Raw genomic sequence first — 19,402 nt, forward strand, 5'->3', positions numbered from 1 at the left:
TAATTGATAAAAGCGTGCCGCACCGTCGAATTGTCATAACGTGTCAATAAAGTTGCACACTGGCGTTTTGTTGCGCAAAATGCCCCCGCACTGGTGATTTAACCATGAGAAAAGTCGCGGTTATCGTCGCCGGCGTACCTGTGCCACCACTGGATAACTATTTGAAACGTCTTAAAATAAACTACATCCTCATCGGCGTTGTCACCCTGCTTCTGGCTCTCGCGCTGTGGCCCAATATCACCTGGCGCAGCGGCCAGGGCGGGCAACTCCAGGAGATCATTTCCCGCGGCGAGTTGCGTATCAGCACGCTGAACTCCCCGCTGACCTATTTCAACACCAAGCAAGGGCCGGGTGGGCTCGACTACGAACTGGCGAAGCGCTTCGCCAACTACCTCGGGGTGAAGCTGGTGGTGATCCCCCATCAGAACATCAATGACCTGTTCGACGATCTGGACGACGACGACGCCGACCTGCTGGCGGCGGGCCTGATCTACAACCAGGAGCGCCTCAGCCGCGCGCGTACCGGCCCGGCCTACTACTCCGTTTCCCAACAGCTGGTGTACCGGCTGGGCACCCCGCGGCCGAAAAGTTTCGCCGACATTAAAGGCAAGCTGGCGGTCGCTTCCGGTTCCGCGCACGTCAGCACCCTCAAGCAGCTCAAACAGGATAAATACCCGGATCTCGCCTGGGAGTCCTCCAGCGATCTCACCTCCAAAGAGCTGCTGGAGCGAGTGGCCGACGGCAAGCTGGACTACACCCTCGGCGATTCGGTGACCATCGCGCTGCTGCAGCGCATCCATCCGCAGCTGGCGGTGGCGTTCGACGTCACCGACGAAGAGCCGGTTACCTGGTATCTGAAACGCGACGGCGACGACAGCCTGTACGCGGCGATGCTGGACTTCTACAGCCAGATGGTGGACGACGGCACCCTGGCGCGGCTCGAAGAGAAATACCTCGGCCACGTCGGCAGCTTCGACTATGTGGACACCAAAACCTTCCTGTCGGCCATCGACTCGGTGCTGCCCAACTTCCGCCCGCTGTTCGAGAAGCACGCCAACGAGATCGACTGGAAGCTGCTGGCGGCCATCGCCTATCAGGAATCGCACTGGAATCCGCAGGCCACCTCACCCACCGGCGTGCGCGGCCTGATGATGCTGACCCGCGCCACCGCCGACGGCCTTGGGGTCAACGACCGCCTCGATCCGGAAGAGAGCATTCAGGGCGGCGCCCTTTACCTGCAGCGGCTGATGGCCAAGGTGCCGGACAGCGTGCCGGAAGACGAGCGCATCTGGTTCTCGCTGGCGGCCTACAACATGGGCTGGGGCCACATGCTGGACGCGCGCAAGCTGACCAAGACGCAAAAAGGCAACCCGGACAGCTGGGTCGACGTCAAGCAGCGCCTGCCGATGCTCAGCCAGAAGCGCTACTACCCGCAGTTGACCTACGGCTATGCGCGCGGGCGTGAAGCCTACAACTATGTAGAAAACATTCGCCGCTACCAGGTCAGCCTGGTGGGCTATCTGCAGGAAAAAGAGAGAAAGGCGGCGCAAGCGGCCGCCGAGCAGGAGGCGTTGGGGAAAGGCTACCCGACGGTGATGCCGGAACTGGCGCTCAACTACTGATTATTCCGGCTTATCCGCCGCCCGCTGCGCCAGCCTGAGCGCTTTTTTCTGTTCACGGCGCAGGCGGAAGAAATTGCTTAGGGTGGCGGCGCACTCCTCCGCCAGCACGCCCGAAACGATCTCCACCTGATGGTTCATGCCCGGATGGCGCAGAATGTCCACCAGTGAACCGGCCGCGCCGGTTTTCTCGTCGGCGGCGCCATACACCAGCCGGCGGATACGGCTGTGCACCATCGCACCGGCGCACATCACGCAGGGCTCCAGCGTGACGTACAGCGTGGCATTCAGCAGACGGTAGTTTTGCAGCACCGCGCCGCCCTGGCGCAGCGCCATGATCTCGGCGTGTGCGGTAGGATCGTGTCGGCCGATCGGGCGGTTCCAGCCCTCGCCGATGACCTGATTGTCCAGCACCAGCAGCGCCCCCACCGGCACCTCGCCCTCTTCCTGCGCGCGCAGGGCCAGCTGCAATGCCTGACGCATCCAGTACTCATCGTTATATTCAGTCATCGCATAATTCCTCGTGCGCTTTTGCGGCGGGCATTATACACACTAGCCCTCCTTTGTCGTAGCCGCCCGCCAATGGCTATACTGGCCGAATCAGCGTGTGATTCAGGGACAAGAAGCATGAAACTCAGTAAAAAGAACGCCGTCGTGGTGCGCAAGGCGCTGGACGGCTGGGTGGGAGAAGGCGCCTTGACGCCCGCACAACGGCAGCAGCTGCTGCAGCATGTGGCCGTGCAGCCTTTCGACTGGCGGCGGCTGGCGCGCTATGCGTTTCTTGCCGCGCTGGCCTCGCTGCTGATCGCCGTCACCAGCCTGTTCGCCGACAGCGAACTGCTTGCATGGCTCAGCGGACTGTTCCGCTTCGACGCGCCGGTACGCATGGCGATCGCCGGCGTACTGGCGGCGCTGGCCTACGTCTGGGCGCTGCGTCGCCGCCGGCGCCACCCGGAAAAACGCTACGGCAATGAGGCGGCGCTGTTTGTCGCCGTGTTGCTTACCGCCTGCGCCTTATGGCAGCTGGGGGTCTGGCTGGATAACGGCAGCGGCCGGGTTTCCGTGCTGCTGCTGTTCGCCGCGCTGCTGTACGGCACGATCGGCTGGTTCAGCCGCTCCGGGCTGGTGTGGTGGTTCGCCCTGCTGTCGCTCGGCAACGCCTTCGGCGCCGAGACCGGCTACCTGTCCGGCTGGGGCGCCTACTGGCTCGGCATGAGCTACCCGATTCGTTTTATCGCCTTTGGCGCGGTGCTGATCGCCGCCGCGCTGCTGCTGCGGCCGCTGTTGGCGCAACGCGGCCTGCAGCGGGTGTCGCTGGCGATGGGCCTGCTGTATCTGTTTATCGCCCTGTGGCTGCTGTCTATCTTCGGCAACTACGGCGACCTCGACAGCTGGTACCGCGCGCGCCAGATCGAGCTGTTCCACTGGAGCCTGCTGTTCGGGCTGGCCGCCCTCGCCGCCATTTGGCTGGGATTGAAGCATGACGACGCCATGCTGCGCGGCTTCGGGCTAACCTTCCTCGGCATTAACCTGTATACCCGCCTGTTCGAGTTTTTCTGGGACAGCATGCCGAAGACGATTTTTTTCGCGCTGCTCGGCCTGAGCCTGTGGGCGCTGGGGCATTATGCGGAGAAAATTTGGCAGTTGGGGCGCCAGCCGCACGACGTGACCGACGACCGATCGCGGTACTGATAAAAACAGCAAGGGCGGAATCCTCCGCCCTTGGCTTATTCCAGCTGCTGCAGCTCGCCCTGCTTACTTACCCGCCAGCGGTGCTCGCAAAAGAACAGCAGCGGATTATCCTGCTTGCTGTCGCTGTAACCGCTGTATAGTCTCAGCGGCGCACCGAGCCGCTGCTCCAGCTGCACCACTTTCTGCGCCCCCAGGCAGCGCAGGGGCAAGACCCAGCCGCCGCAGCGGCGCGTGATGCGGCTGCCGATCAACCGTACCCGCGGCAGAAACGCCGAATCGCGATACACCTGCTCCACCAGCCGCTCCGGCGAGCCGGTAATCAACCACACTTCGGCATCGTGCTCCTCCAGGTACTGCCGCAGCCGCATTTGCACCACCGGAAATGCGGTCACCTTCTGGCGAAAGGCCTCGATAAACTGCCGCTCCAGCGCCTTTAGCGTCGCTTCGGAACGCCCGAAGGTGATCGCCCACAGCAGCAGGCTCATCGGCCAACGCGCGGCGCGCCCCAACAGCAGCAGCGCCAGACCGATCGGCAGCAGCAGCGGTATCACCAGCAACAGGTTCAGCGGTAAGCGGCGCAGCAGAAAACGCAAGAAACTGCCGAACATATCCTCCTGATGCAGAGTGCCGTCCAGATCGAAAAAGACCACGCGGCGCCCCTCTGCGGCCGGTTGTTGCTGCTTGTCGCTCAAACGCTACTCCTCGGGATCGTTGAACCCCATCATCCAGGTGAAGAGAAAACCGGCGATAATCGTAATCAGCATCCCCGCCAGATACAACATCACCTTACCTGAGACGATGGTCAACGCCAAAGGCAGCCCCGAAATGCCGAAGGTGATCACCGTCGCCACCTTCCAGTAGCTGATGAGCGCGCCGCCGACCGCCCCGCCGAGGCAGGCGCCGATAAACGGCCGGCCCAGCGGCAGCGTCACCCCGAAGATCAGCGGCTCGCCGATGCCGAGAATGCCGACCGGCAACGCCCCTTTGATCACCTTTTTCAGCCGCGCATTGCGGGTTTTCAACAGCACCGCCAGCGCTGCCCCCACCTGCCCGACGCCGGCCATCGCCAGGATCGGCAGCAGCGGGTTGGAACCGTGCGCCTGCACCAGCTCGACGTGGATCGGTACCAGCCCCTGATGCAGACCGGAGAGCACCAGCGGCAGGAACAGCCCCGAGAGCAGCGCTCCCACCAGCAGCCCGCCCTTGTCGATCGCCAGATTGGCGCCGTGGGCGATGGCGTCGGAGATAATGCCGCCGATCGGCTGCAGAATCAGGATCGCCAGCGAGGCGGTGACCAGCGTGGTCAGCAATGGATTAAGGATCAGCTCAACCGATTCCGGCAGCAGCGCGCGCAGGCGTTTCTCCACCCAGCACATCAACGCCACCACCAGCAGCACGGCGATCACCCCGCCGCGCCCCGGCTGCAGCGCCTCGCCGAACAAGGTGATCTGCGCCAGCGCCGGGCTGGAGAGAATGCCCGCCATCACGCCGCCCATCGCCTGGGAGCCGCCGAACACCCGCGCGGCGTTGACCCCGACCAGAATGTTCATGATGGCGAACACCGCGCTGCCGAAGATCGCCAGCAACCCCAGCACGTTCGGGTAGTCCACCGCCAGTTGGCCGGCGATGTCGGGCCGTTTCAGCAGGTTGATGATGCCGGTGATCAGGCCCGAGGCGATAAACGCCGGGATCAGCGGAATAAAGACATCGGCCAGCTTTTTCAGCGCACCGCTCATCGGCGCAGCGTATTTTTGCTTGGCCTGCGCCTTGGTGCGGGCCGCGTCACCGACGGCGACGGCAGGCTGCGTGCTACCACTCAGCAATGCGCGCATGGCGTCCACCACCTTGGCGGCGGCGCCTGGGCCGACGATAAACTGATGCTGCTCACCCTGTTTGATATAGCCTTTCACGCCGGGCAGCTGCTTGAGGGCGGCCAAGTCCAGACGCTGCTCGTCGCTGACCTCGACGCGCACCCGCGTCATGCAGTTCTCCAGTTTGAGGATATTGCCCTCGCCCCCCACGCCCGCCAGGATCTGTGTCGCCAATGCCGTTGTCTTGTCCATCGCCGCCCCCACCGTGAGTTAACGCGCCAGCGCCGCGCGCAGGTAGCCATCGTGCCGCTGCAGCCGCTGCTGCGCCTCTTCGGCGCTGACGCCGGCCAGAATCATCAGGATCGCCGGCTTGACCTCGAAGCCGGTCTGCGCCAGCGCCGCCTCCGCCTGAGCGCGTTCGGCGCCGGTGGCCTCCACCACGATGCGGCAGGCGCGATCCACCAGTTTGACGTTGGTGGCCTTCACGTCCACCATCAGGTTCTGATAGACCTTGCCCAGCTTAACCATCGCGCCGGTCGACAGCATGTTGAGCACCAGCTTCTGCGCGGTGCCGGATTTCAGGCGCGTCGAACCGGTCAGCGCCTCCGGCCCCACCACCGGTGAAATCGCCACCTGCGCTTCGTGCGCGATCGGCGAATCCGGGTTGCAGGAGATGGCCGCCGTCGGGCAGCCCAGCCCGCGCGCATAGCGCAGTGCGCCAATCACATAAGGCGTGCGCCCTGAGGCCGCCAACCCCACCACCATATCGACGGCGGTGAGGTTCAGCGCCCGGAGATCGGCTTCGCCCAAAGCTTCGTCGTCTTCCGCCCCCTCCACCGCCTTGAGCAACGCGCCCGGCCCGCCGGCGATCAAGCCCACCACCACGCCGTGCGGCACGCCGAAGGTCGGCGGGCACTCGGAGGCATCCAGCACGCCCAGGCGGCCGCTGGTGCCGGCGCCCAAATAAATCAGCCGCCCACCGGCCTTCAACGCCGCCGCCGCCAAATCGACCGCCTGCGCAATCGCCGGCAGCACCTTTTCGATCGCCTCCGGCACCTTGCGGTCTTCCTGGTTAAAGCAGCGGACCATCTCCAGCGTCGACATCTCATCCAGCCTCATGGTGGCCGGGTTGCGGGTTTCCGATACCAGTGCGCCTAAGTTCATCTGTTCACCTTTGAATTTTTAATTCACAAAATTAAATCAATATTTGAATATTTTATTCAACAAAGCGAGCGCTATTTGCTATTTTAACGGCGAGCTCACAAAAATTTTCACCGCGCGTTTTCGCCGCCTGCGTGGCAAAATGGCCGCTGGTTTCCAGGGAAAGATCAATGAGTACCCTTCTGCGCATTCGCCAGATGTATCCGACACTGGCGCAAAACGACCGCAAGCTGGCGGATTTTTTGCTGAACAACGCCGAGCAGGCGCGCCATCTCAGCTCACAAAAGCTGGCCCAGCTGGCCGGCATCAGCCAGTCGAGCGTGGTGAAGTTCGCCCAAAAGCTGGGCTATAAAGGTTTCCCGGCGCTGAAGCTGGCGCTGAGCGAGACGCTGGCCCAGCCACAGGCCGAACCGGTCGTGACCGTTCACAACCACATCCTCAGCAGCGACACGCTGAAAACCGTCGGTGAAAAGCTATTGGCGGAAAAGCAGGCGGCGCTGCGCGCGACGCTGGACATCAACAGCGAAGAGCGGCTGCATCAGGCGCTGGACATGCTGCGCCAGGCGCGCCGGGTAATGCTGATCGGCATCGGCGCTTCCGGGCTGGTGGCCAAGGATTTTTCCTTCAAGCTGCTGAAAATCGGCGTGATGGCGGTGGCCGAAGCGGACATGCACGTTCAGCTGGCGGCGGTGCAGGCGCTGGACAAACGCGATCTGCTGCTGGCTATCTCCTTCAGCGGCGAACGGCGTGAAATCAATCTGGCGGCGGAAGAAGCGCGCCAGGCCGGCGCCAGGGTGCTGGCGCTGACCAGCTTTTCTCCCAACGGCCTGCAGCAGCGCGCGGATCACTGCCTCTACACCATCGCCGAAGAGCCCCACACCCGCAGCGCGGCCATCTCTTCCAGCACGGCCCAGTACGCTCTCACCGATCTGCTGTTTATGGCGCTGATCCAGCACGATCTCGATCATGCCCGCGACCGCATCAAGCACAGCGAACAGTTAATGAAAAAGTTGGTTTGAGGCGTATAATGGCGGCCGATAAAACGCCGCCAGCTCAATTATTTCCCTTCTCTGCATTCGAAAAATAATGTGCGGGCGGTGACTCGCTCAATTATCAATCAATAATTGAGCATGCATGGACAGCATTATTTAACGATACCATTATGAATACACACACTGTTATTTTAGATAAGTTGCGGCACTCCGTGACTCACCCGACCCTGCGCACTTTTTTATTTTACGCCATTATTGCTTTGATATTGATCAAAGCGATGGGATACAGCGGTGGAAAAGGCATTGATATTCTTTTTATTGCACTTATCTTGTTATTATTATCTATCCATTCGCTTACCCGTTACGGCCTGATTATTCCGTTTATTCTGCTGTGCGCGCTGTATGCGCCAGTCGGGGCCATATACGGTTCCCCATCAGCCATCGTGGTGTCAGCCCTGCTGCAATCCAACCCGATAGAGGCAAGGGAGTTTTTGCAAACCCTCCCAGTCAGCTGTTATCTGTTGCCTATCGCCATTCTGGTTACGCCGGTCATTCTCGGTCGATTTATTTGGCGACACCCCCTGTCAAAGAAAACAATATTGATCGCATTGGCCCTGCTTACGGCGATTACTATCGCCAGAGCATTCAGCGGTGGGTTGAGCAATCTCAGATTGCCTGACTTCTTTTTATCCACTTATTCGGCTTACCATCAATACCAACAGCAGATTGATGAATTAAACACCGACGCTTCAGCACCAAACCGCTGGTCGCTTACCGCCGGCGCACCAACGAATGAGAACTATGTCATTATCGTCGGCGAAAGTATGCGCAGGGATCATATGTCCTTATTTGGTTATCCGGTGTCCACTACACCGTTTCTGGATAATGCCAAGGGACGGTTTTACAGTAATTATATTTCCACCGCGCCGAATACATTCGAATCGCTCCCCCGCACGCTGGCTTTAAGCAACGGCCACAGCATTGCCCTCGGAGATAATATCATCACCCTGGCAAAAGCCGCCGGCCTCAATACCCACTGGCTGTCCAATCAGGGCATGTTCGGGCAATTCGATACGCCGGTATCAAAAATCGCTATGTTCAGCGATAACCATTACTTCCTGAAGAAAGGCGACTATCAATCGCGCAACACCGATGATGATGCACTGCTGCCGATATTTGACCAATTATTGAGCCGCCAGGGGCAAGGCAACCTGTATGTGCTGCATCTGATGGGCTCGCACGCCGACTTTTGCGAGCGGCTTAACGGCGAACCGCCGAGCGTCGAGTCGCCGAATAAGGAGCTGGCCTGCTACCTCTCTACCTATCGCAAGACTGATCGTTTTATCGAGCAGGTTTATCACAGTCTGAAACAGACCGGCGCGCCGTTTAAACTGTTCTATTTCTCCGATCACGGTCTTTCCCATAAGGATATCGGCGGCATACGTTCTCTGCGTCACAGCGGCGATACCCGGCAGAATTACCAGGTGCCATTGCTGGTGCTGAGCGATCGCGACCAACAGCACCAGATCATTGATGATCCCTTGAGCGCGTTCGATTTTATCGGGTTGTTTGCTCAAGAGGCGGGAATACGGGTTACCCATCCGGAGGTGATGCCTACGATGCGTATGGCGGATACCGATAAGCGCTGGGTGTTTGACGGGCAGAGAAGGGTTGATTTCGATCAGTTGGCTGACGACCCACCTGAGTTACCCTAAGCGGTAAGATGACGAAAAAACGCCCGCCGCGCGGTGATTCTATGATAGATTGCGCGCCAGCCCGAGCACACCGATGGAAAGATAACTGACAATGGCACTGCTGATTACCAAGAAATGCATCAACTGCGATATGTGCGAGCCGGAATGCCCGAACCAGGCGATTTCGATGGGCGATGAGATTTATCAGATCGATACCGATCGCTGCACCGAGTGCGTCGGCCATTACGATACGCCGACCTGCCAGCAGGTTTGCCCGATCGACAACACCATCATCACCGATCCGCAGCATCGCGAGACCAACGAACAGCTGTGGGACAAGTTCGTGGTGCTGTACCACGCCGATCGCATTTAATTTGCCGCAGGACTGACAAGGGCGCACCGGCGCCCTTGCTATTTTCAGCTTTCGACGATCACCGTCGCGCAGGCGTAGCGCCGTTCGTCGGCCAGCGAAACGTGGATCGCGGTGACCCCCATCTCCCCGGCCAGCTCGGCGGCGCGGCCGTGCAAACGAATATTCGGCTTGCCCAGCGCATCGTTGAACACTTCGAACTGATTGAACGCCAGGCCGTTGCGAATGCCGGTGCCGAACGCCTTGGCGGCGGCCTCTTTCACCGCGAAACGTTTGGCCAGAAAGCGAATCGGCTGCTGGTGCTGCTGATACAGCGCCCACTCGGCGTCGCTCAGCACGCGGCGCGCCAGGCGATCGCCGCTGCGCTCCACCACCGCTTCGATACGCGCCATCTCAACGATGTCGGTTCCCAGCCCGAGCACCGCCATTACCGGCGCGCTTCCCGCATCAGCACTTTCATGTCGGCAACCGCGGCCGGCAGCCCGCTCATCACCGCCTGGCCGATAATCGCATGGCCGATGTTCAGCTCGTGCATCTCCGGCAGCGCGGCGATCGGCTGCACGTTATGGTAGGTCAGGCCGTGGCCGGCGTTGACCTTCAGCCCTTTCTCGGCCGCGTAGGCGGCGGCTACCGCGATGCGGCGCAGCTCGGCCTGTACCGCCAGCTCACCCTGCGCTTCGGCGTAGGCGCCGGTGTGGATCTCGATATAGGGTGCGCCCACCGCCACCGCCGCGTCGATCTGGCGATGATCGGGATCGATGAACAGCGAGACCAGAATGCCCGCCTGCGCCAGGCGCTCGACCGCCACGCTCATTTTGTCCAGCTGGCCGGCGACGTCCAGGCCGCCTTCGGTGGTCACTTCTTCGCGCTTCTCCGGCACCAGGCAGCAGAAATGCGGCTTCAGCTCAATGGCGATGTCCAGCATCTCGTCGGTCACCGCCATCTCCAGATTCATGCGCGTCTGGATGGTCTGGCGCAGCAGGCGCACGTCACGGTCGGTGATGTGGCGGCGGTCTTCGCGCAGATGCACGGTAATGCCGTCGGCTCCCGCCTGTTCGGCAATGAATGCCGCCTGAACCGGATCCGGGTATTGGGTTCCGCGCGCGTTACGTAACGTGGCGATGTGATCGATATTGACGCCCAGCAGCAAATCAGCCATGACAACCTCTAAATACGATTTTCAGTGCCAGCAGTTTACACGCGGGCGCAAGGCGGCAAAAGGGGAAAAGGTCAGGCGTCGTCGACCGGCGTATTCGGCTGTTTGCGCACGAACTGGCGGAACAGTTCGCGGCTCTTCAACGGCTTGCCGCCGAGGTAGGGTTTCAGCGCCATACGGGTGAAACGCTTGGCGGCGCGCAGCGTCTCGGCATCGGGAAACTGCCGCTCCGCCAGCGCGCGCAGTTCGCGCCCGGTGAAGCTGTAGTGATCCACCACCAAGCTGGCGATAAAGCCTTTCTCTTCGCGGTAGCGGTAGGTCATGGCGTCATCCACCGGCAGGCCGCTGCCGGCGCAGTGCAGGAAATCGAGGCCGTAACCCAGGTGGTGCAGCAAGGCCAGCTCGAACTGGCGCAGCGCCTGCTCCGGCGAGCTGTCTTCCGCCGCCAGCGCCTGCAGGCATTGCAGATAATCGAAGAACAGCACCGAGTAGTTGGTTTCCTGCTCGAGCACGCGCGCCAGCAGTTCGTTCACGTACAGGCCGCTGTACAGCATCATGCCGCTGAGGGGTAAACCGAGGGAGACCGCTTCGGCGTTGCGCAGCGTTTTCACTTCGCCGCGGCCGCCCCAGCGCACTAACAGAGGAGTAAAGGGCTGCAGGCAACCCTTCAGATTGGAGCGGCGGCTGCGCGCGCCTTTCGCCAGCAAGCGCACCCGCCCATGACCTTCGGTAAACAGATCCAGCATCAGACTGGTTTCACTGTACGGCCGCCCATGCAGGACGAAAGCGCGCTCCCAGCCGTCCACGGATCGTTACTTCAGATCGTCAACATAGCCCAGGCTGCGCAGCGCACGTTCGTCGTCCGCCCAACCGGATTTCACTTTCACCCACAGCTCGAGATGCACTTTGGCGTCGAACATCTGTTCCATGTCCTGGCGCGCTTCGATGCCGATGGTTTTGATCTTGGCGCCTTTGTTGCCGATGACCATTTTCTTCTGGCCTTCGCGCTCGACCAGGATCAGGCCGTGCACATCGTAGCCGCCGCGATCGTTGGCCACGAACTGTTCGATTTCTACCGTCACCGAGTACGGCAGCTCTTCGCCCAGGAAACGCATCAGCTTCTCGCGGATGATCTCGGACGCCATAAAGCGCTGTGAGCGATCGGTGATGTAATCTTCCGGGAAGTGGTGCTCCGCTTCCGGCAGCAGCTTGCGCACGATGCCGGCGATGGTGTCGACGTTCATGCCTTTTTCGGCGGAGATAGGCACCACGTCGAGGAAGTTCATCTGCTGGCTGAGGAACGCGATGTGCGGCAACAGCTTGGATTTGTCGGTGACGTTATCGACCTTGTTGATCGCCAGCAATACCGGGCAGCGCAGGCTGCGCAGCTTGTTGACCACCATTTCGTCGTCGGCGGTCCAGTTGGTGCCTTCAACCACGAAGATCACCAGTTCAACGTCGCCGATCGAGCTGCTGGCCGCGCGGTTCATCAAGCGGTTGATGGCGCGTTTTTCTTCGATGTGCAGCCCTGGGGTGTCGACGTAGATCGCCTGATAGGCGCCATCGGTGTCGATGCCCATAATGCGGTGACGGGTCGTCTGCGGCTTACGCGACGTAATGGAAACCTTCTGCCCCAGCAGTTGGTTCAGCAACGTCGATTTGCCCACGTTCGGGCGGCCGACGATGGCGATAAACCCGCAGTGTTGTTTTACTTCGCTCATTCAAGCTCCAGCTTTTTCAGCGCTTGTTCCGCTGCCGCCTGCTCGGCTTTACGGCGGCTCGAGCCGGTGCCCACTACGGGCTCGCTCAAACCACTCACCTGGCAGTGGATGGTAAACTCTTGGTCGTGCGCTTCACCGCGAACCTGCACTACCAAATAAGAAGGCAACGGCAGATGACGCCCCTGCAAAAACTCCTGCAGACGGGTTTTCGGGTCTTTCTGCTTATCACCGGGGCTGATTTCGTCCAACCGGCTGCGATACCAGTCCAAAATCAGACGCTCGACGGTCTGGATATCGCTGTCCAGGAACACGCCGCCGATCAATGCCTCCACCGTATCCGCCAGGATTGACTCGCGGCGGAACCCACCACTTTTCAATTCGCCCGGCCCAAGCCGCAGACATTCGCCCAGGTCAAACTCGCGCGCCATCTCCGCCAGCGTGTTGCCGCGCACCAGCGTGGCGCGCATGCGGCTCATATCGCCCTCGTCGACGCGAGGAAAGCGGTGATAGAGCGCATTGGCGATGACAAAGCTCAGAATCGAGTCACCCAGAAACTCAAGACGTTCATTGTGTTTACTGCTGGCGCTGCGGTGAGTCAAAGCCTGCAGTAAAAGCTCCTGCTGTTGAAAAGTGTAGCCCAGCTTCCGCTGCAGCCTGTTTATTACGATGGGGTTCATGAGTTACCAATAGATCAAGAATGCGTCAAAAACTTGCAGCATACGGAACAGGCCTGCTTCGCCGAAAGCCGATCCAAAGCTGTTTCGTTTGCAGTGGCTCCCAGCAGGGGCCAACTTTTTATCGCTCGAGAAAGTATTCTACAACGAGTGGAAACATAATGCTGTGTTTTATATCCCCTTAATCTTTCACGCCGCAGTAGGCTGCGGCGTGAAATTAACAGGGAATCAGTCAGCGATTAATGAATGCCGCCGATCCGGCTGAAACGCACGCCGGTAGGCCACTCACCTTCCTGCTTTTCAAAGCTCATCCAGATGGCCGTGGCTTTACCCACCAGATTCTTCTCCGGCACAAAGCCCCAGTAACGGCTGTCCGCGCTGTTGTCGCGGTTGTCGCCCATCATGAAGTAATGCCCGGCCGGCACCACCCACTCCGCCAGCGGTTTGCCCGGCTGTTGGTAGTAAGCGCCCACCCGATCCTGCGCGTCCGGCACGGTCAGGATACGATGCGTGACGTTGCCGAGGCTTTCCTGGCGCTCGCGCATGCGAATGCCGCCCGGCGGCACGTTATCGCTCAGCGGGATCTGGTAGAAGCCGTTGCTGGCCTCGCCCATGCCGCTGCGGCTGAACAACTGCACGAAGTCGCTCGGCTGCGCGTCGGCGTAGGTCACCGCCAGCGCGGTATCGCAGGACTGCCCACTGTTGCAGGACGGCTGCACCGTAACGCGCTTATTCACCGGATCGTAAGTAATACGGTCGCCCGGCAGGCCGATCACGCGCTTGATATAATCCAGTTTCGGATCCAGCGGATATTTAAATACCGCAATATCGCCGCGCTTCGGATGGCCGGTTTCAATGAGCGTGGTCTGGGTAATCGGATCTTTAATGCCGTAGGCATATTTCTCCACCAGAATGAAATCGCCAATCAACAGCGTCGGCATCATTGAGCCGGACGGGATCTGGAACGGTTCGTAAATAAACGAACGCACCACAAAGACCAGCAGCAACACCGGGAACACCGATGCGCCGGTCTCCACCCAGCCTGGCTGCTTCGCCACTTTCGCCAGCGTTTTATCGTCTACGGCGCCCGCGGTCTGTGCGTTGACCGCCGCAATCTTCGCGCGGCGGGCCGGCGCCCATTTGAAGCGCTCGAAGCACCAGATGATCCCGGTGACCAAGGTGGCCAACGCCAGGATCAGGGCAAACATATTCGCCATGCAAACTCCCTCGTTTCGCGAACTCGTCGCGGTTACTTGCCGTCTTTACCGACGTGCAGAATGGCCAGGAACGCTTCCTGCGGCAGTTCGACGTTGCCGACCTGCTTCATGCGTTTCTTACCGTCTTTCTGTTTCTGCAGCAGCTTTTTCTTACGGCTGACGTCACCGCCGTAGCATTTCGCCAGCACGTTTTTACGCAGCTGCTTCACGGTGGAACGCGCGATGATGTGTGTGCCGATCGCCGCCTGAATCGCGATGTCGAACTGCTGACGCGGGATCAGATCTTTCATCTTCTCCACCAACTCGCGGCCGCGATACTGCGAGTTGTCGCGGTGAGTGATCAGCGCCAGCGCATCCACGCGCTCGTTGTTGATCAGCACGTCCACGCGCACCATGTCGGAGGCCTGGAAGCGCTTGAAGTTGTAATCCAGCGACGCATAGCCGCGCGACGTGGACTTCAGGCGGTCGAAGAAGTCGAGCACCACTTCCGCCATCGGGATTTCATAGGTCAACGCCACCTGGTTGCCGTGGTAGACCATGTTGGTCTGCACGCCGCGTTTTTCAACGCACAGGGTGATGACGTTGCCCAGGTATTCCTGCGGCATCAGCATGTGACATTCGGCGATCGGCTCGCGCAGTTCCTGGATGTTGTTCAACGGCGGCAGCTTGGACGGGCTGTCGACGTAGATCACTTCTTTGCCGGTGGTTTCCACTTCGTAGACGACCGTCGGCGCGGTGGTGATCAGATCCAGATCGTATTCACGCTCCAGACGCTCCTGAATGATCTCCATGTGCAGCAGACCGAGGAAGCCGCAGCGGAAGCCGAAGCCCAGCGCGGTGGAGCTTTCCGGCTCGTAGAACAGGGAAGCGTCGTTGAGGCTCAGCTTGCCCAGCGCATCGCGGAAGGACTCATAATCGTCGGAGCTGATCGGAAACAGACCGGCGTACACCTGCGGCTTCACTTTCTTGAAGCCCGGCAGCGCTTTATCCGCCGGCTGACGCGCCTGCGTCAGGGTATCGCCCACCGGCGCGCCGAGGATGTCTTTGATCGCACAGACCAGCCAGCCCACTTCGCCGCAGTTCAGCACGTCGCGATCGACCTGCTTCGGCGTGAAGATGCCCAGGCGGTCGGCGTTGTACACCTGGCCGGTGCTCATGACCTTGATCTTGTCGCCCTTGCGCAGCGTGCCGTTCTTGACGCGCACCAGAGACACGACGCCCAGGTAGTTATCGAACCAGGAGTCGATGATCAGCGCCTGCAGCGGCGCATCGGGATCGCCCTGCGGCGGCGGGATGTCGCGCACCAGGCGCTCCAGCACGTCGGGCACGCCGACGCCGGTTTTGGCCGAGCAGCGCACCGCATCGGTGGCGTCGATGCCGACGATGTCTTCAATTTCCTGTGCGGCGCGATCCGGATCGGCGGCCGGCAGGTCGATTTTGTTCAGCACCGGCACCACTTCCAGATCCATTTCGATCGCGGTGTAGCAGTTGGCCAGCGTCTGGGCTTCGACGCCCTGACCGGCGTCCACCACCAGCAGCGCGCCTTCGCAGGCCGCCAGCGAGCGGGAAACTTCATAGGAGAAGTCAACGTGGCCGGGGGTGTCGATAAAGTTGAGCTGATAGGTCTGCCCATCCAGCGCCTTATAATCCAGCGTCACGCTCTGCGCTTTGATGGTGATGCCGCGCTCGCGCTCCAGATCCATGGAATCGAGCACCTGCGCGGCCATTTCACGGTCAGACAAGCCGCCGCAGATTTGGATAATGCGGTCAGACAGCGTCGACTTACCGTGGTCAATATGGGCAATAATGGAGAAATTTCGTATATGCTTCATTATAAAAGTTTTTCTGCCTTGGTATTTCTGAATTACTCGCCTATAGAAACCCGCATGGACCTAAAGCGACAGTGAATGGGTTAGGCCGTCTTGCACCTGAATCGCTGCATTCTACATGCCACACCACTGAAAACCTAGCGATCGGTGCAGTGAAGGCATTCTATTATGCGCCGCTAAATGTTACAGGGCGCCCCGGCGGGTGAAAACAGATGTTAACGCGGACGATACGGCCTGAACCCAAGGCTTGCCGATGATTCGTGGCCACCAAACTCCGGCGCTAATACATAACCGGCCGCAGCGCAATAAACCCTCTCCGAAATAATAAAAAAAGAATATTTGGATCAACCTCTTAGATTTCCATCTCATCCATCTTCCTTTAGGAAAAACCCCATATACGCCACCACCGCCCCTCGGATAGAAAGGGCATGAACTCCGCGACAAAACATTATTCAGGGCACTACATCGGCAGCCTACCGGGGTTCACCAGCATATCTGCGTACGTTGATTGGAAGGTGCATTATGATCGATAAAGGGCAAATGCTGAGCCGGCACGATTTTTCAAAGGTCAACTGGGGCATTCTGGCGGCGGCGGCGCTGCTGTTTAGCGTGGGGGCGGCGCTGTTGGTGCTGCCGCTGCTGAGCAGCATTGATGAGAGCGAGGTCATCACGCTATTGCAGGCCGGCGCGGGCACGATTTTACTCGGCTGTACGCTGCTGGCGCTGCGGCATTATCTGCGCCCGACGCTGACCTATCGCCTGTACGAGCACGGCGTGCGGGTCTTTGACGGCCACCATCATAAAGAGCGCTTCATCCCGTTTGAGAAGATCGGCGATATCTATCGCTTTCGCGGCGGCCAGGCTTTTGGCGGGCTGTTTGACGTCACGGCGTTCCGCGCCGGCGCGGATCAGCCCTGGTGTACGGTTTTCAGCAATGTCGCCCATTCGTGGCGGCTGGCGGACGTGATCGTCGACCAACAGCTGCAGCAGCGCGGGCCGCTGGCGCTGAATGCGCTCTATCAAGGGGAGACGGTGTCGTTTCACACCGTTGAGGGCGACGCGCGCTGGCTGTGGCAACTGCTGCTCGGCAAGCGGCAAGGCACGCCGACCGAAACGCTGCGGCTGAGCGCCACCTTGCTGACCACGGAGCGGGGCAACGTGCCGCTCGAGCAGATCCGCGCGGTGGAAAACCATCCGCAGCGCGGCATCCGTTTGCTCGACGGCCAGGGAAATGTGCTGTTCGCGATTAACTACGATTCGCTGCTCAGCGCCGATCTGTTCATCGCGCTGCTGGAGCATATGATCCACAACCGCATCCCCGCCTATCACAACCCGGCGATGACGCGGCCGTCGGTTTAAATCAGCGGGGAATTTTCCGCCTGCATGCGCATCGCGGTAGGCGGCAACCCAATCTGCAGCACCACCGGCTGGTAATCGGCCTGCTCACCCAGACGCCGGGCCAACCGGCGCGCCAGCATAAAGGCCGCCCCGCCGCCCAGTACGGCGCCGACGGCCGCCGAGGCGTCGCTGCCGAAACAATATTGCAGCAACGTGCCGCCCAGCATCATGCCCAGCAGCGGCGTCAGGTAAACCAGCATGGCGGAGCGCAGCAGGCTGCCTTCCGCAATGCCGACCTCGACGCGCTGCCCAGGTTCGAGCGGCTGATCGATATGCACCTGCAGCTGATGCTCGGTTTCCGGCACCAGTTCGTTCAGCGCGCGCGCGCCGCAGCCGGAACGCGCGGTGCAGCTGCCGCAGCCGGCCTTGGGTTCACAGCGCAGCAGCGCTACGCCCTGTTGCCACGAAACCACCGTGGCCCACTCCTTCATCATTGCGGCGATACCTTGAAAGAAATGCTGTCGGCGATGCGCTTGGCCGTAGCCGGCGGCAATTCGCCCACGATAGTGATTTCGTTGCCCGCGCGCACTTCGGTCTGAATGGTGCGGCGCCCCTGACGGTAGTATTGCTGTCCGGCTCCGCTGCCCGCCGGGCTGACGTTGACCGAGAAGCTGAACAGGCCGTCGCTGTAGAGCCGGGATTCAACCGGCACGGCGACGTTCGGCAATTTGCGGCGATTGCGCGCCACCTCGTCCACCCCGGCCGGCAGCCAACCGGTGCTCCAGCTGAGCTTGACGTTTTCTACCGCCGGCAGCGACAGCAGCGGCGGCAGGTTGGCTTTGAGCAGCCCCTGCATCGCGCCCTGCACGTCGGCGCCGACCGCGAAGGAGATCACCCGATATTGCTCCAGCGTTTCGCCGTCGCGATCGAGCAGGTCCACCCGCAGCGGCAGCTTGGTGTCCTCGTCCATCCAAACGATATAGCTGTAGCGGGAACCGTCGCGCGCCACCACGCGCAGCACTTCACACGGCCGATCGGCGATGCGGGTGCTGCCCACGGAGATAAAGTCGTAGTACTTGGCCAGGCGGGTGAAATCGGCATAGACGATCGCCGGCAGCGCATCGACGATGTGATCGCCGGTGAGCGTGAACGGCTCCAGGCCGGGTTCGAAGTAGCTGATCCCGCCGCCGCGCTGCAACACTTCGCGGCGCGGGCCGTCCATATGCAGCAGCTGGCCGAGCGGCACGTTGCCGATCACCGCATGGCGATAGCGCAACGACTCGATTCCCTGCTTGCTGATGCTGATGTAGGCGAGCTCGTAATTGAGAGAACGGCTGGCGCTGCTCATCTGTTGCAATAACGCCCCGGACGCAGTTGGCTGCGCCGGGGCGATGCTGGAATAGAGCAGGCTGCCCGTCAATAAACAAACGGAGAACCAGATTTGCTTCATTACTGCTGTTGCATTCCTAAAGACTGGGTTCCGGGAACCTGAATGGCGGCCTGTTGCGGGTTGCCTTGCTCAAGCTGCAGCTGATCCGAATGCAGGCGACGTTGCAGTTCATAGTCCTGCAGCATGGCGTTGATACGCTTGCGCTGTTCCTGCACCTGCTGCTGTTGGCCGCTGCCGGTGGAGAAACTGTCGGCCGGGACGCCCAGGCTGACCGGCGAGGCCTGGCCCATGATCGGCAGCGTGGTGAAGGCCGGCGATTCGGACGCGTTCGAGGGCGCAGAAGGCTGATTGTACTGCTGCACGCCGACGATCACCGCCAGCGACACGCAGGCCGCCATACCGATTTGCGTAATCTGGCTCGCCCAAGGACGCACTTTGTCCCAGAACGGCATTTTCTGCCAGGTGTGAGGCTGCGGCTGAGATTCCTGAACGGCGGAAGGCACCAGCCGGGCGGGTTCTTTCTCAAGTGCAGCGGCTACGCGATCGGCGATGTCGAGATGCATCACTTGCCCGACATCACCTCGCAGTGTGTCACGTATCAGGTGATAGCTCTGCCAGCTTTGTTGAAGCGTTCGATCTTGCGACAGAGAACTCAACAGCTCGCTGTCGAACGATTCACCATCCATCAGAGCGGAAAGCTTTTCTTTCTGCATGCCTAAGTACCCTTCCTGTGCCCGC

20 protein-coding genes are annotated in these 19,402 nt (G+C 60.5%); 6 read left to right on the forward strand and 14 right to left on the reverse strand.

Translation table 11 applies throughout. The features are described 5' to 3' along the window. The first annotated feature begins 161 nt into the window (after nt 1-161). Nucleotides 162-1,622 (forward strand): membrane-bound lytic murein transglycosylase MltF, encoded by a 1,461-nt coding sequence (mltF, locus tag ACJ8IM_RS22495; protein ID WP_004941352.1) that lies wholly within the window; start codon nt 162-164, stop codon nt 1,620-1,622. Here mltF and tadA read toward each other — a convergent pair whose 3' ends face one another. After that, on the reverse strand, nt 1,623-2,129 hold the full coding sequence (gene tadA / locus ACJ8IM_RS22500; RefSeq protein WP_033648933.1) for a tRNA adenosine(34) deaminase TadA: 507 nt from the start codon (nt 2,127-2,129) through the stop codon (nt 1,623-1,625). It lies immediately after the preceding gene. A 117-nt stretch (nt 2,130-2,246) separates the two neighbouring features. Here tadA and ACJ8IM_RS22505 point away from each other — a divergent pair, with 117 nt between their 5' ends. Next, nucleotides 2,247-3,311 carry a DUF2157 domain-containing protein gene (locus tag ACJ8IM_RS22505; RefSeq protein WP_033654295.1) on the forward strand — a complete coding sequence of 355 codons (1,065 nt, stop codon included), beginning with the start codon at nt 2,247-2,249 and terminating at the stop codon, nt 3,309-3,311. Between the two features lie 35 nt (nt 3,312-3,346). Here the strand turns inward: ACJ8IM_RS22505 and yfhb are convergent, their stop codons facing one another. The 3 genes from yfhb to murQ are packed head-to-tail and all read right to left on the reverse strand — an operon-like array spanning nt 3,347 to nt 6,286. After that, a complete protein-coding gene (gene yfhb / locus ACJ8IM_RS22510) occupies nt 3,347-4,003 on the reverse strand; it encodes a phosphatidylglycerophosphatase C (protein ID WP_033654296.1) in 657 nt (218 codons plus the stop codon). A gap of 3 nt (nt 4,004-4,006) precedes the next feature. Next, nucleotides 4,007-5,374 (reverse strand): PTS transporter subunit EIIC, encoded by a 1,368-nt coding sequence (locus tag ACJ8IM_RS22515; protein ID WP_033654297.1) that lies wholly within the window; start codon nt 5,372-5,374, stop codon nt 4,007-4,009. Between the two features lie 18 nt (nt 5,375-5,392). Next, nucleotides 5,393-6,286 (reverse strand): N-acetylmuramic acid 6-phosphate etherase, encoded by an 894-nt coding sequence (murQ, locus tag ACJ8IM_RS22520; protein ID WP_033654298.1) that lies wholly within the window; start codon nt 6,284-6,286, stop codon nt 5,393-5,395. A 167-nt stretch (nt 6,287-6,453) separates the two neighbouring features. Between murQ and ACJ8IM_RS22525 the strand changes: the two genes are divergently transcribed. From ACJ8IM_RS22525 to ACJ8IM_RS22535, 3 genes are all read left to right on the forward strand, one after another. Then, the gene (locus tag ACJ8IM_RS22525) at nt 6,454-7,302 is read left to right on the forward strand and encodes a MurR/RpiR family transcriptional regulator (RefSeq protein WP_033654299.1); all 849 of its coding nucleotides are present in this window, start codon (nt 6,454-6,456) and stop codon (nt 7,300-7,302) included. A 143-nt stretch (nt 7,303-7,445) separates the two neighbouring features. Beyond that, nucleotides 7,446-8,990, forward strand: coding sequence for a phosphoethanolamine transferase (locus ACJ8IM_RS22530; protein WP_195758017.1), 1,545 nt, complete (start codon nt 7,446-7,448; stop codon nt 8,988-8,990). A 91-nt stretch (nt 8,991-9,081) separates the two neighbouring features. After that, on the forward strand, nt 9,082-9,342 hold the full coding sequence (locus ACJ8IM_RS22535) for a YfhL family 4Fe-4S dicluster ferredoxin (protein WP_033654301.1): 261 nt from the start codon (nt 9,082-9,084) through the stop codon (nt 9,340-9,342). A 44-nt stretch (nt 9,343-9,386) separates the two neighbouring features. Here ACJ8IM_RS22535 and acpS read toward each other — a convergent pair whose 3' ends face one another. The 7 genes from acpS to lepA all read right to left on the reverse strand — a co-directional run bounded on the left by acpS (nt 9,387) and on the right by lepA (nt 15,939). Further along, entirely contained in the window at nt 9,387-9,767 is a 381-nt protein-coding gene (acpS, locus tag ACJ8IM_RS22540; protein ID WP_004929169.1) for a holo-ACP synthase, read from the reverse strand. Beyond that, nucleotides 9,767-10,498: a pyridoxine 5'-phosphate synthase gene (pdxJ, locus tag ACJ8IM_RS22545; RefSeq protein ID WP_025303943.1), complete on the reverse strand. Its 732-nt coding sequence runs from the start codon at nt 10,496-10,498 to the stop codon at nt 9,767-9,769. Before pdxJ ends, acpS begins: the two co-directional genes overlap by 1 nt. A 71-nt stretch (nt 10,499-10,569) precedes the next feature. Continuing rightward, nucleotides 10,570-11,301 carry a DNA repair protein RecO gene (gene recO, locus ACJ8IM_RS22550; protein ID WP_004929165.1) on the reverse strand — a complete coding sequence of 244 codons (732 nt, stop codon included), beginning with the start codon at nt 11,299-11,301 and terminating at the stop codon, nt 10,570-10,572. A gap of 6 nt (nt 11,302-11,307) precedes the next feature. Next, nucleotides 11,308-12,216 carry a GTPase Era gene (gene era / locus ACJ8IM_RS22555; protein ID WP_004929162.1) on the reverse strand — a complete coding sequence of 303 codons (909 nt, stop codon included), beginning with the start codon at nt 12,214-12,216 and terminating at the stop codon, nt 11,308-11,310. Continuing rightward, entirely contained in the window at nt 12,213-12,893 is a 681-nt protein-coding gene (rnc, locus tag ACJ8IM_RS22560) for a ribonuclease III (RefSeq protein ID WP_004929158.1), read from the reverse strand. The genes era and rnc overlap by 4 nt, the downstream gene beginning before the upstream one ends. Before the next feature lie 236 nt (nt 12,894-13,129). Beyond that, nucleotides 13,130-14,107, reverse strand: coding sequence for a signal peptidase I (gene lepB / locus ACJ8IM_RS22565; RefSeq protein ID WP_033635624.1), 978 nt, complete (start codon nt 14,105-14,107; stop codon nt 13,130-13,132). 32 nt (nt 14,108-14,139) lie between these two features. Next, nucleotides 14,140-15,939: a translation elongation factor 4 gene (gene lepA, locus ACJ8IM_RS22570; RefSeq protein ID WP_033648940.1), complete on the reverse strand. Its 1,800-nt coding sequence runs from the start codon at nt 15,937-15,939 to the stop codon at nt 14,140-14,142. Nucleotides 15,940-16,458: 519 nt separating this feature from the next. Between lepA and ACJ8IM_RS22575 the strand changes: the two genes are divergently transcribed. Beyond that, nucleotides 16,459-17,295: a hypothetical protein gene (locus ACJ8IM_RS22575; RefSeq protein WP_033654302.1), complete on the forward strand. Its 837-nt coding sequence runs from the start codon at nt 16,459-16,461 to the stop codon at nt 17,293-17,295. Here the strand turns inward: ACJ8IM_RS22575 and rseC are convergent. Genes rseC through rseA form a run of 3 tightly spaced genes read right to left on the reverse strand, consistent with a single transcriptional unit; the run spans nt 17,292 to nt 19,377 of the window. Continuing rightward, complete coding sequence (rseC, locus tag ACJ8IM_RS22580; RefSeq protein WP_004929144.1) at nt 17,292-17,768, reverse strand: SoxR-reducing system protein RseC; 477 nt, start codon at nt 17,766-17,768, stop codon at nt 17,292-17,294. The genes ACJ8IM_RS22575 and rseC overlap by 4 nt on opposite strands. Next, nucleotides 17,765-18,724 carry a sigma-E factor regulatory protein RseB gene (gene rseB, locus ACJ8IM_RS22585; protein ID WP_033635628.1) on the reverse strand — a complete coding sequence of 320 codons (960 nt, stop codon included), beginning with the start codon at nt 18,722-18,724 and terminating at the stop codon, nt 17,765-17,767. Before rseB ends, rseC begins: the two co-directional genes overlap by 4 nt. Continuing rightward, nucleotides 18,724-19,377 (reverse strand): anti-sigma-E factor RseA, encoded by a 654-nt coding sequence (gene rseA / locus ACJ8IM_RS22590; protein WP_016929795.1) that lies wholly within the window; start codon nt 19,375-19,377, stop codon nt 18,724-18,726. Before rseA ends, rseB begins: the two co-directional genes overlap by 1 nt. Between the last annotated feature and the right edge of the window lie 25 nt (nt 19,378-19,402).

Origin of the sequence: Serratia sp. CY33525, assembly GCF_052169115.1 — a bacterium.
In the GTDB taxonomy this organism is placed as follows: Bacteria; Pseudomonadota; Gammaproteobacteria; order Enterobacterales; family Enterobacteriaceae; genus Serratia; species Serratia sarumanii.